We start from the raw sequence: 10,677 nt of genomic DNA on the forward strand, positions 1-10,677 counted from the left end.
CTCGTCAGCGTCCCCGGCCACGAGGGCGCGACCGGGGCGAGGGCGCTGCTCGGGTTCCACCTGGACGAGTCCACCGTGACCGTGCTCGCCCACCGCACCGGCTGGCCCGAGCCGCGCGCCTTCCCCACGGCCGTCGGCCCCGTCCTGCTGGACGGCTTCCGCCGCACCGTCCACGGCCACCGGCCCGGCCTGCTCGACATCGAGGCCCGCCGCCACCGCGCGGACCTCTGGAACCGTCTGGCCGATCTGCTGCTCGCCGCCGCGACCGACGCCCTGGGCGACGGCATCGACCTGCTCCATCTGCTGCCGTCCCCGGAGTTGCGGCAGATCCCGCTGCACGCCCTGGCCCCGTCAGGCCGCCCGCTGCTCGCACGGTTCCCCGTGACCTACGCGCCCTCCGCCGCGGTCCTGTCCCGCCTGAGGAGCCGGCCCCGCACACCGGGCGGCGCCTCGCTGGTGCTCGGCTGGGCGGCCGACCCCGCCACGCGCCCGCCGGCGGAGGCCGAGGCGCACGACGTGGCCGCGCTGCTCGGCACCCGGCCTCACACGGACGGCGAGGCCGTCTCGTCCCTCCTGCCCGGCGTCCGGGACGTGCTGCACCTGGCCTGCCCCGCCGTGTACGACCACGCCGACCCGTTCGGCTCGGGCCTGCGCCTGCCGGACGGCGTCCTCACGGCCCGCCGTCTGATGACCATGAACGTGACCGCCGGCCTCGCGCTGATCACGGCCCACGAGCCGGCGCCGCAACCCGTCGCGCCCGCCGGGGACGGCCTGGCCGCGCTGTCCTACGCGCTGCTACGGGCGGGCGTCAGGTCGGCCCTGCTCACCCTCTGGCCGGTCTCCGCCGAGATCACCCGGGCCCTCGCCCGCGATGTGCACACCCGCTTGCGCGCCGGCGCCGGCCCGGCCCGCGCCGTCCGCGCCGCCGTGCTCGGCCTGCGCGAGCTCTACGGCTCGACCGAGCCCGACCTCTGGGCCTCGTTCGTGCCGGTCGGCTTGGGGGACGACGCACCCGTCCACGGAGATCCGGGCATGAGTGTCACCAGCGCCAGGTAACCGAAGAAGCCCACGGCCAGCCCCACGGCGTACCCGCCGAACATCGCGGGTGAGCCCAGCAGCGCCGTGACCAGCCCGCCGCCCACGGCGGCCAGCACGGCCGCGAGGTCCGCCAACGCCGCCGGCGACTCGCCCGGCCGCCGGTGGCGCAACGACCCGTACGTGATCCAGCCGATCACCAGACCGAAGCAGATCGCGCCGATCACCGCCATCGCAGTACCTCCACACCGCTCAAGGCCCGCCGGGTCGCCGTCCGCGGGCACGAATCGCCGTTCACGATGGCATGCGAAAGCCCCGGCTGGCTAGAAGCAGGGCGAAAGCGGGATCTAAAGGTAAGACCTGGTCGCGCTCACCAGCTCGGCCGCCGCGTCGCGCGTGTCGACGTAGAGGGAGGTCTCCGGGGTGCGCTCGCGGACGTCGTGGTCGCGGATGGCGAACACGGCGGGCGAGACCCCGACGTCGCCGTAGCGGCTCGCCACGGCGGCCCCGATCGCGCGGCGCACGTCGCCGACCACCTCGCGCGAGGTGTGGCCGGACCCGGAGGCGGCGAGGTGGCCGAGCATCCCGGCGAAGCGCAGTTCGCCCTCCGCCGCCGGGCGCTGCTCGGGCAGCAGCGGCCGGTCGAGCCAGAACACCTTGCCCGCCAGGAACGCCGCGTAGCCCGTGCCCTCGTGGCCGAGCACGCGGGCCGTCTCGGCGAGCAGCTCGCCGAACTCGGCCAGGTCCGCCTCGGGCGGCAGGTCCGTCGTGACGAACAGGGGCACGATCAGCGCGTCGAGCATGTGACTATCCCTCCGTGAGGAGGCTCATCGTAGGACGCGGCACCGACAATTCCGCTCTCACAGCGCCGGTAGCATCGCGGGAATGGCACAGGCCCTGCTGATCACCGGCACCGTGGGAGCCGGCAAGACCACCGTCGCCGACGCCGTGGGCGACGCGCTGGCCGGGCGGCGGGTGCCGAACGCGGTCATCGACCTCGACTGGTTGCGCCGCGCCTGGCCCGCGCCGCCGTCCGATCCCTTCCACGGTCGCCTGACGCTGCTCAACCTGCGTGCGGTGGCCGCCAACCACCTGGCGGCGGGGGCGCGGCGGCTGGTGCTGGCGGGTGTCGTCGAGAGCCGCGCGGAACGCCGTGGTCACGAGGAGGCGGTCGGCGTCCCGCTCACCGTCTGCCGGCTGCGCGTGGGCCTGCCGGAGGTGCGCCGCCGGTTGCGGGCGCGCCACGCCGCGGACCCCGAGGGGCTGGCCTGGCACCTGAACAGGTCGGGGGAGCTGGCCTCGATCCTGGACGCGTCCCGGGTGGAGGACTTCGTCGTGGACGGAGCGGGCGCGCTCCCACCGGAGATCGCCGCCCGTGTCATCGAGGGCTGGCGGGCCGCGATGGCGTGAGGCCGGTCGGGTCGGCCTCCGTGGCGGCACGGAGGCCGAGGTGCGCGTCCGTGCGCGGGACGTACGCGAGGGTGCTCTCCTGGAGCTTCGTCAGGTGGCGAGCTGGCTGCCGTACGCCCGTGCGACGAGTTCGGCGACGGCGCTGTGCGCGCCGAGCGGCTCCGCGTGGCCGGCGTTGATGGCCGTCGCGGCCTGCTCGACGATGCCGGGCGGGGCCTCGTGGCCGATCAGGCAGGGCGCGAGGGCCAGCCGTTCGGCGCCCGCGGCGCGCAGCCGCTGGGCCGCGACCGTGACGCCGGGCTCGCTGTCCAGCGAGGCGGCGACCACCGGCAGCGTGAGCCGGGAGGCCAGGAGCACGGCGGTGGCCTGCACGGCCCGCACCGCGCGTTCCCCGCCCGCGGTGGCGAGGACGACGGCGTCCACGGGGCTGGAGACGTTCAGCAGGCGGACGCGGTCGGCCCTGGCCAGGCCGCGCTCGGCCAGCCGGATGTGCAGGGCCTCGGCCAGCAGCGGGTGCGGCCCGAGCGCCTCGGTGACGATGGCTCCCGAGCCGCCGGCCGCGACGGCCTTGCCGATCTCCGCCATCACGACGGGGTCTTCCCACGTGAGCAGGGGCACGACGATGGCGTCCCGACCGGCGGGCAGGGAGTCTGCCAGGTCGGTGACGCTGGTCAGCCGCACCTCGATCTGCGGGTTGTCGACGCGTACGACGGCCGCGATCTCCTCCGCCACACCGGACGTGCCGCCGGGGGTGGCGAGCACGAGCATGGGGGCGTCGGGCGGCAAGGACGTGGGCACGGGGAGGCGGTGGCGACCGCCGCCCGGCCGGGGGGAACGTTCACGTACAGGCAGGCTCACAGGCGCGCAGTTTATGCCGTTTCGCGGTTGCTTGTTCTGGGAATCGATGGCGATTGCGTCACAACCCCCTGACGTGGTCACCGTGCGGGCACGACCACCGACTGCGGGTTGCCGGGCGCGTACACCGTGATGCCCTGGGGCAGCGATCTGAGCTTGTCGATCTCGGCGCAGGCGGGGCACTTGTCGTAGCCGTCCTGCCTGGCCTGGTTCGCCGCGGCCTCGGCCTTGGCCTGGGCCACCTTCGCCTCGGCCTCGGAGACGGCGGCGGAGGCGGCCAGCGAGCGGTCCACGGCCTGCTGCACGTCGGCGGGCAGCGTCACCTTCGCGAGCGTGAACCGCAGGCCGGTCAGGAAGCTCCCGCCGAGGGTGACGGGCAGGTCGCGGGCCAGCGAGGCGTTGACCGCGTCCTGGACCCTGGTGATGGTGGCGTTGCTGTCCTGCGGCTCGGGGGTGGAGCTCTGCAGCAGCGCGCAGGAGGGCACCAGTTCGGCGCAGCGCATGGAGCCGATCTGCCCGCGCAGCGCGTTGTCGATCACCGGGCGGACGGCCTGGCCGAAGAACGCGGTCCAGCCGTCGTCGCCGTCCCAGGGGTAGAGCGAGCCGTTGTCCTGGGTGCGGAAGGTGCGTGTCCCGTACCGGTCGTCGAAGCGCTTCAGCGTCTCGTGGTCCAGGTTGAGGGTGAAGTAGAGGGTGCCTTCGATGCCGAGGTTCACGCCGTCGCCGCTGGGCACGGTGACCGCGTCCACGCCGAGCGTGGTGGCCCGCTTGGCGTCGGCGGTGATCGTGTAGAAGCGCTGCTGGGCCGGATAGCGGTGGACGGAGGACCACATGCCGGTCCAGGTCAGGCCGGAGCCGGGGTCGATCACCTGGCGGACCTTGTTGTCGTCGAGCGGCCCGCCGTCGCGGACGACGGCCACCTCGCCGCCCCCGGTGCTCTCCAGGCCCCCGATCGCCCCGATGATCAGGGGGATCGCGACGATGGCGGCGATGACGGCCAGAGCTGTTCTCATCGGGACCCTTTCCGCGCGGGCGGCGTTGGCAGCCGCCGCCCGCGCCGGCTCTCGGGGTGCACGGGGTCAGGCGAAGGGGCCGGCCTGGCGGGCCTTGGCCCTGGGCGGCTCGGCGAGGTCGAGGTCGCGGGTCTCCGGCGCGATGGCCAGGCCCACGGCCGTGACGGCCAGGGCGAGGACGACGTAGATCGAGACCGCGATCGTGGACCGGTAGAACTCGAAGAGCTGCAGGGCGATGATCGGGGCCAGCGCGCCGCCGACGATGCCGGCGACCTGGTAGCCCATCGACGCGCCGCTGTAACGCAGCCGGGTGCTGAACAACTCGGCGATGAACGCGGCCTGCGGGCCGTACATGGCGGCGTGGGTGACGAGCGCCACCACCGCGGCCAGCGCGATCAGCGGGAACGACTTGGTGTCGAGCAGCGGGAAGAACGCGAACGCCCACACCGCCGCCCCGGCCACGCCCGCGAGGTACACCGGGCGGCGGCCGTACCGGTCGGACAGCGAGCCGGCCAGCGGGATCAGCGCGAGTTGCAGGGCCGAGCCGATGAGCACGGCGTTCAGCGCGTATGAGCGCGGCAGGCCCAGCTCCCCGGTGAGGTAGACGATGATGTACGCGGTGAAGATGTAGAACGCCACGTCCACCCCGATGCGCGCGGTGAAGGCCGACAGCAGCGCGCGCGGGTGCGTGCGCAGCACCTCGACCAGCGGCATCCTCGCCTTGGTCCCCCGCTGCTCGACCTCGGCGAACAGCGGCGACTCGGTGACCTTCAGCCGGACCCACAGGCCCACGAACACCAGCGCCCCGGACAGCAGGAACGGCACCCGCCAGCCCCACGACAGGAACGCCGCGTCCGACATCGTGAAGGACAGGATCGTCAGCAGGCCGGTGGCCAGCACGTACCCGGCGGGCACGCCGACCTGCGGCCAGCTCGCGTTGAAGCCGCGCCGGCGGCCGTCGCCGTGCTCCAGCGACATGATCACCGCGCCGCCCCACTCGCCGCCGAGCCCCAGGCCCTGGACGAACCTGAGCAGCGCGAGCAGTGCCGGGGCCAGCACGCCCACGGCGGCGTAGCCGGGCAGCACGCCGATGAGGAACGTCGAGATCCCCATCACCAGCAGCGTGACCACCAGCACGGTCTTGCGGCCCACCCGGTCGCCGAAGTGCCCGAACACCACGCCGCCGAGCGGCCGGGCCACGAACGCCACGGCGTTGGTGGTCAGCGACGCCAGTGTCGCGTTGAACGGGTCGAGTGACGGGAAGAACAACTGGGGGAAGACCAGGGTCGCCGCGGTGGTGTACAGGAAGAAGTCGTACCACTCCAGCGAGGTGCCGATCAGGCTGGCGAGGATCACCCGTCGCGTCTGTTGCGTGGAGCCTGACATCCGTTCGCTCCTTGAATGTGGGGGATAATTCTCAACGTAAGGATCGTTGAACAATTCGACAAGAGGTTTGCTCCATGATTCCCTGTTAAATGTGGATAACGTGGTTGCTGATCTCTCCCAGGACCGCCCTCGACTGGGACGCAGCAGCACGGCCGAGCGGGTGGCCGACATCCTGCGCGACCGCATCAGCGAGGGGTTCTTCCAGCCTGGCCAGCGGTTGTCGGAGGAGTCCATCTCGGAGGCGCTCGGGGTCTCGCGCAACACGCTGCGCGAGGCGTTCCGGCTGCTCGGGCACGAGCGGCTGCTCGACCACCGGCTCAACAGGGGCGTGTTCGTCCGGCTCCCGTCCGTCGAGGACGTGCTCGACCTCTACCGGGTGCGCCGCGTGCTGGAGGGCGCGGCCGTGCGGCGCGCGCCGGCCGGGGAGGCGCTGACCGTGATCAAGGAGGCGGTGGCCGACGCCGAACGGGCCGCCGCGCAGGACGACTGGCAGCGCGTCGGCACCGCCAACATCCGCTTCCACCAGGCGCTCGTGTCGTTCAACGACAGCCCCAGGATCGACGAGGCCATGCGCCAGCTCCTCGCCGAGCTGCGCCTGGTCTTCCACGTCATGGAGAACCCGCGGGCCTTTCACGAGCCGTTCGTCGACCGCAACCGCACGCTGGTCGGCCTGATCGAGTCGGGCGAGCCCGACCGGGCCGCCGCCTATCTCGACGACTACCTCGACCATGCCGAGCGCCTGCTGATCCGCGCCTACGAGCCCAACCGCTAGCGTGTGCCCATGGACCCGATCTTCACCCTGGACGAGGCCCGCGCGCTGCTCCCCGCCGTCATCCGGGAGGCGGGGGAGCTGATCGCGGCCCGCGCCGACCTGACCGAGATCGACTTCGAACGGCGCTCCGGAGGCCGGTCCGAGCTGGGCGGGCTGCCCGAGCTGAAGGGGCTCCAGGCCCGGATCGAGGAGATCCTCAGCGGCTGGAGCGAGCAGGGCATCGAGGTCAAGGGCATCGCGCCGGTGCTCGTCGACTTCCCCTCGGTGATCGAGGGCGTCTCCGTACGGCTCTGCTGGATCGAGGGCGAGACGGAGCTGGGCTGGTACCACCGCACGGAGCTGGGCTTCGCCGGCCGCCGCCCGCTCTAGTCCTTCGTCGCACCGGCCTTGACGGACCTTCCGCGCGTCCTGTATTCAACTTATAAGTTGATAAACCGAAAGGTTGAATACAGTGCTCCTGGAGAACAAGGTCGCCGTCGTCTACGGCGCGGCCGGCCCGATCGGCACGGCCGCGGCGAGGGCCTTCGCCCGCGAGGGAGCCCGCCTCTTCCTGGCCGGCCGCACCCGCGACAAGCTCGACGACCTCGCCGCCGACCTCCCAGGAGCCGAGAGCGCCGAGGTGGACGCCCTCGACGAGGCCGCCGTGGACGCCTTCACCGCCTCCGTCGCCGAGCGGGCGGGCCGGATCGACATCTCGTTCAACGTCATCGGCGTCCAGGACGTGCAGCGCCCGCTCGGCGAGATCACCGCCGCGGAGTTCCTGCGGCCGATCGAGGTGGCCACGCGCACGCAGTTCCTCACCACCAGGGCCGCCGTGCGGCACATGGTCCCGCGCCGCTCCGGGGTCATCCTCATGTTCGGCGGCGGCGGGCCGCAGACCGCGCCCGGCCTCGGCGGGTTCAAGGTCGCGCTCGACGCGATGGAGGGCATGCGCCGCCAGTGGGCGTGCGAGTTCGGCCCGTACGGCATCCGCGTCGTCACCCTGGTCACCGGCGGCATCCCGGAGAGCATCCCCGACGGCTTCGCCCCGAAGGACGAGATCGCCGCCGCCATCGCGGAGAGCGGCCTGCTCAAGCGCGCCGCCACGCTCGCCGACGTCGGCAATGTGGCCGCGTTCACCGCCTCCGACCTGGCCGGGAGCATGACCTCGGCGACGGTGAACCTCTCCTGCGGCGCGATCGTGGACCACTAGGGTGATCGAGCCCGCCTTCTGACAGGGAGACCGCCCCGGATGCCCGACGATCCGCTCAGCCTCACCTTCGCCGCGCTCGCCGACCCGACGCGGCGGGCGATCCTGGCGCGGCTGGCCGAGGGAGAGGCGACCGTCAACCAGTTGGCCGAGCCGTTCGAGATGAGCCTCCAGGCGGTCTCCAAGCACCTGAAGGTGCTGGAGCGGGCGGGCCTGATCAGCAGGGGCCGCGACGCGCAGTGGCGGCCCTGCCGCCTGGAGACCGCGCCGCTGGAGACGGCCTCCGAGTGGATCGACCGCTACCGCGAGCACTGGAGCGGCCGGTTCGACCGCCTGGAACGGGAGATCCGGCGCATCAGGGAAGGAAACCAGCATGACTGACACGGAGTTCGTGATCGAGCCCGGACGGCAGGACATCGTCATGATCCGGGTTCTCGACGGGCCGCCCGACCTGGTCTTCCGGGTGGTCACGGACCCGGAGCTGATCCCGCGATGGTGGGGTCCGCACCACCTGAGCACCCGGGTCGAGCGGATGGAGGTCGCCCCCGGCGGACGCTGGCGCTTCGCCAACGTCGACGCGCGCGGCCGGGAGCACTTCTTCAGCGGCGTCTACCACGCCGTCGTGCCGGCCGAGCGATACGTGCGCACCTGGGAGTTCGAGGGCGCGCCCGAGGAGGTGGCGCTGGAGACGGTCACTCTCACGGCGCTCGACGGCGGCACCCGCTACACCGCCCGGTCCGTGCACCCGTCGGTCGAGGCCCGCGACGCCATCGTCAAGGCCGGCGGGCCCAGGGGCGGCCGGGAGTCCATGGACCGGCTCGCCGCGCTGGTCGTATCCCAGATGTGACCAACCGGTCACGCCCCGGGCGGCTCTAAGGAGGTGAGCAGAAAGGACACCGCCGATGAGGCTCTCCTCGCTGGCCGCCGCGCTCCTCGCGCCCGCGGTCATCGCCACCCCGGCGCAGGCGCAGCACGCGCCACCCACGGCCAGGGCCGCCTGGATCAAGAGTTGCTACGACGCCAAGCGCCAGGACCACGACCCCTGCGGCGGCTGGCGGCTGCTCATGCGCGACGGCCGCCAGGTCACCGTGCGCGGCGCGGCCGGCCGCGGCGTCGACGGCAAGGGCCGCGTGACCCGCGACGCCGCCGCGTTCGCGCTCAGCGGCGACGGCCGCGTCATGGCCTACGAACGAGCCCGCGACCACCGCCTGGTCGTCCAGCGCGTCACCGGCGGCCCGGTCACCGAACTGCCGGAGCGCGCCAGGCCCAAGGGCGTCGGCAGCGACGCGCTGGCCCTCACGCTGTCCCCGACGGGCGACCGCGTCCTGGTCGACTACTACGACGAGGACGGCCGCCTGCCCACCAAGGTCATCACCGTCGCCACCGGCCGCACCACCACGGTGCCGGCCGCCTACCGCGTGCTCGGCTTCAGCGAGGACGCCGACGAGGTGCTGGCCACCCGCCTGATGCGCGACAACACCACCGCCCTGTACGCCCTGCGCGTCGCCGGCGGCTCGGTCCACGGCACGCCGCCCCAGGTCATCGTGAACGCCGACATCTGGGCGCTGGCCGCCGACGGCGCCACGGTGGCGACCCTCATCCCCGGCGATGCCGACAGCGGCAAGCCGCCCAGGCTCCGCACGTACGACCTGGCTACGGGGGCGCTCTCCCCGGGGCTCGACCTGCGCGACGGCGCCGGGATGTCGCCGTGGGGCGCGTCGTGGGCGGGCGAGCGCCTCAAGGTCACGCTCGCCGGCGACCCGGGCGACGGGAACACGACGGTGGTACGGGTGCTCACCGTCGATCCGGCGGCCGGCGAGGTCGCGCGGGCCGACGTCTACCGGATCGGCAAGAACTACACGTTCACCGTGGCAGGGGGATGACGACATGCGCACCAAGATCCTCACGGCCGCTCTGACCGCCGCGCTGGCCCTGTCCTGGCCCGCGCCCGCCTCAGCGGCCCCGCACGACCACACCATCCGCTACGCCTCCATCAAGGGCTGCCCCGTCAAGGACGGCGGTACCCGGCCCTGCGGCGGGTGGCGGCTCGTCCGGCACGACGGCGGGCGGATGGCCCTGCCCGACGCGCAGGCCGTCGCCAAGGAGGCCGACGGCTCCTCCAGCCGCTACTTCCCGGCCCCGATCGCGGTCTCCGGGAACGGCCGGCGGGTCGCGTACTTCACCGGCGAGGGCCGGCTGGCCGTGCGCACACTCGGCGGCGGCCGCACCCGGCTGCCCGCGAACGCGCTGCCGAAGGCCGCCCAGTACGAGGTGACGCTGCTGCTGTCCGACGACGGCGCCCGGCTCGCCGCGGTCGTCGAGAGCGAGAAGCAGGCCGGCACCCGGATCTTCGACACCCGGACCGGCGGCCTGCTCGGCACCCTGCCCGCCGAGGCGTCCGTGCTGGGCTTCAGCGGCGACGGCGACGAGGTGCTCACCACCGTCGAGGCCGACGAGGGCGTCACCGACCTGGTCGTCTACAGCGACACCGGCGAGGAACTGCGCCGGGTCACGCCGCCGCAGGTCATCACGGCCAACGCGCCCCAGGCGCTGGCCGCCGACGGGCGTACCGTGGCGAGCCTGGTGACCGGGGCCAGGGCCGAGCTGGTGACGTACGACACGGGCGGCGACCAGCTCTCCGGGCGCCGGCGCGTCAAGCTCCCGGCCGGAGAGCTGCAGATGCTCGACTGGACGGGCGACACCCAGGTCACCGCGCACCTGACCGGCGAGGCGTCCGGCTCGACCCGGATGACGATCGTGCGGATCGACACCCGGACGGGGGCCGTGCGGGTCAGGGACCGGTACACCGTGCTGTCCGACTCGTTCGTCTTCGCGGCCTGCGGCGGCTGAGCGGCCTTCCCCGGCGGCTCGCGTCAGGGGCGTCCGCCGTCGGGAACGACCGACGCCGGGGAAAGACCGGCCTGCACGCACCGTATGCGTGCAGGCCGGCTCTCAGGCCGAGCTGGTGATCACCGCGAACCGCGCGCCGAACGGGTCGGCGAGGACCGCCACCCGCC

At 73.3% G+C, this 10,677-nt stretch carries 14 protein-coding genes; 9 read left to right on the top strand and 5 right to left on the bottom strand.

The genetic code is table 11. The features are described 5' to 3' along the window. Positions 1–1,056: CHAT domain-containing protein (locus FAF44_RS48745; protein WP_237110291.1), on the top strand; the 1,056-nt coding region annotated here is incomplete at its 5' end. On the opposite strand, the gene FAF44_RS48750 is transcribed toward FAF44_RS48745, so the two are convergent. Then, positions 948–1,268 carry a hypothetical protein gene (locus FAF44_RS48750; RefSeq protein WP_237110292.1) on the bottom strand — a complete coding sequence of 107 codons (321 nt, stop codon included), beginning with the start codon at positions 1,266–1,268 and terminating at the stop codon, positions 948–950. The genes FAF44_RS48745 and FAF44_RS48750 overlap by 109 nt on opposite strands. Before the next feature lie 114 nt (positions 1,269–1,382). Continuing rightward, positions 1,383–1,838: a hypothetical protein gene (locus tag FAF44_RS48755; RefSeq protein WP_237110293.1), complete on the bottom strand. Its 456-nt coding sequence runs from the start codon at positions 1,836–1,838 to the stop codon at positions 1,383–1,385. 82 nt (positions 1,839–1,920) lie between these two features. Here FAF44_RS48755 and FAF44_RS48760 point away from each other — a divergent pair, with 82 nt between their 5' ends. Further along, positions 1,921–2,445 (top strand): hypothetical protein, encoded by a 525-nt coding sequence (locus FAF44_RS48760; protein ID WP_237110294.1) that lies wholly within the window; start codon positions 1,921–1,923, stop codon positions 2,443–2,445. 90 nt (positions 2,446–2,535) lie between these two features. Here the strand turns inward: FAF44_RS48760 and FAF44_RS48765 are convergent, their stop codons facing one another. From FAF44_RS48765 to FAF44_RS48775, 3 genes are all read right to left on the bottom strand, one after another. Continuing rightward, positions 2,536–3,243: a sirohydrochlorin chelatase gene (locus FAF44_RS48765; RefSeq protein WP_237110295.1), complete on the bottom strand. Its 708-nt coding sequence runs from the start codon at positions 3,241–3,243 to the stop codon at positions 2,536–2,538. A 137-nt stretch (positions 3,244–3,380) separates the two neighbouring features. Then, on the bottom strand, positions 3,381–4,313 hold the full coding sequence (locus FAF44_RS48770) for an SPFH domain-containing protein (protein ID WP_237110296.1): 933 nt from the start codon (positions 4,311–4,313) through the stop codon (positions 3,381–3,383). A gap of 66 nt (positions 4,314–4,379) precedes the next feature. Then, positions 4,380–5,699 carry an MFS transporter gene (locus FAF44_RS48775; protein WP_237110297.1) on the bottom strand — a complete coding sequence of 440 codons (1,320 nt, stop codon included), beginning with the start codon at positions 5,697–5,699 and terminating at the stop codon, positions 4,380–4,382. Positions 5,700–5,799: 100 nt separating this feature from the next. Here FAF44_RS48775 and FAF44_RS48780 point away from each other — a divergent pair, with 100 nt between their 5' ends. The 7 genes from FAF44_RS48780 to FAF44_RS48810 all read left to right on the top strand — a co-directional run bounded on the left by FAF44_RS48780 (position 5,800) and on the right by FAF44_RS48810 (position 10,510). Next, on the top strand, positions 5,800–6,471 hold the full coding sequence (locus FAF44_RS48780; RefSeq protein ID WP_237110298.1) for a GntR family transcriptional regulator: 672 nt from the start codon (positions 5,800–5,802) through the stop codon (positions 6,469–6,471). 9 nt (positions 6,472–6,480) lie between these two features. After that, entirely contained in the window at positions 6,481–6,840 is a 360-nt protein-coding gene (locus tag FAF44_RS48785) for a DUF2203 domain-containing protein (RefSeq protein ID WP_237110299.1), read from the top strand. A gap of 82 nt (positions 6,841–6,922) precedes the next feature. Further along, positions 6,923–7,663, top strand: a complete 741-nt coding sequence (locus tag FAF44_RS48790; protein WP_237110304.1) for an SDR family NAD(P)-dependent oxidoreductase — start codon at positions 6,923–6,925, stop codon at positions 7,661–7,663. A gap of 39 nt (positions 7,664–7,702) precedes the next feature. Continuing rightward, a complete protein-coding gene (locus FAF44_RS48795) occupies positions 7,703–8,041 on the top strand; it encodes a helix-turn-helix transcriptional regulator (RefSeq protein ID WP_237110300.1) in 339 nt (112 codons plus the stop codon). Beyond that, positions 8,034–8,507, top strand: coding sequence for an SRPBCC domain-containing protein (locus FAF44_RS48800; RefSeq protein WP_237110301.1), 474 nt, complete (start codon positions 8,034–8,036; stop codon positions 8,505–8,507). The genes FAF44_RS48795 and FAF44_RS48800 overlap by 8 nt, the downstream gene beginning before the upstream one ends. Positions 8,508–8,562: 55 nt before the next feature. Beyond that, on the top strand, positions 8,563–9,543 hold the full coding sequence (locus FAF44_RS48805; protein WP_237110302.1) for a hypothetical protein: 981 nt from the start codon (positions 8,563–8,565) through the stop codon (positions 9,541–9,543). Positions 9,544–9,547: 4 nt separating this feature from the next. After that, on the top strand, positions 9,548–10,510 hold the full coding sequence (locus FAF44_RS48810; protein ID WP_237110303.1) for a hypothetical protein: 963 nt from the start codon (positions 9,548–9,550) through the stop codon (positions 10,508–10,510). The last annotated feature ends 167 nt before the right edge of the window (positions 10,511–10,677 follow it).

Source organism: Nonomuraea sp. MG754425, assembly GCF_021699195.1.
Taxonomy (GTDB): Bacteria; Actinomycetota; Actinomycetes; order Streptosporangiales; family Streptosporangiaceae; genus Nonomuraea.

Excerpts from the sequence above, each read along its gene's own strand:
- FAF44_RS48750 (WP_237110292.1), bottom strand. The coding sequence starts at position 1,268 with ATGGCGGTGATCGGCGCGATCTGCTTCGGTCTGGTGATCGGCTGGATC.
- FAF44_RS48755 (WP_237110293.1), bottom strand. The coding sequence starts at position 1,838 with ATGCTCGACGCGCTGATCGTGCCCCTGTTCGTCACGACGGACCTGCCG.
- FAF44_RS48760 (WP_237110294.1), top strand. The coding sequence starts at position 1,921 with ATGGCACAGGCCCTGCTGATCACCGGCACCGTGGGAGCCGGCAAGACC.
- FAF44_RS48770 (WP_237110296.1), bottom strand. The coding sequence starts at position 4,313 with ATGAGAACAGCTCTGGCCGTCATCGCCGCCATCGTCGCGATCCCCCTG.
- FAF44_RS48775 (WP_237110297.1), bottom strand. The coding sequence starts at position 5,699 with ATGTCAGGCTCCACGCAACAGACGCGACGGGTGATCCTCGCCAGCCTG.
- FAF44_RS48785 (WP_237110299.1), top strand. The coding sequence starts at position 6,481 with ATGGACCCGATCTTCACCCTGGACGAGGCCCGCGCGCTGCTCCCCGCC.
- FAF44_RS48795 (WP_237110300.1), top strand. The coding sequence starts at position 7,703 with ATGCCCGACGATCCGCTCAGCCTCACCTTCGCCGCGCTCGCCGACCCG.
- FAF44_RS48800 (WP_237110301.1), top strand. The coding sequence starts at position 8,034 with ATGACTGACACGGAGTTCGTGATCGAGCCCGGACGGCAGGACATCGTC.
- FAF44_RS48805 (WP_237110302.1), top strand. The coding sequence starts at position 8,563 with ATGAGGCTCTCCTCGCTGGCCGCCGCGCTCCTCGCGCCCGCGGTCATC.
- FAF44_RS48810 (WP_237110303.1), top strand. The coding sequence starts at position 9,548 with ATGCGCACCAAGATCCTCACGGCCGCTCTGACCGCCGCGCTGGCCCTG.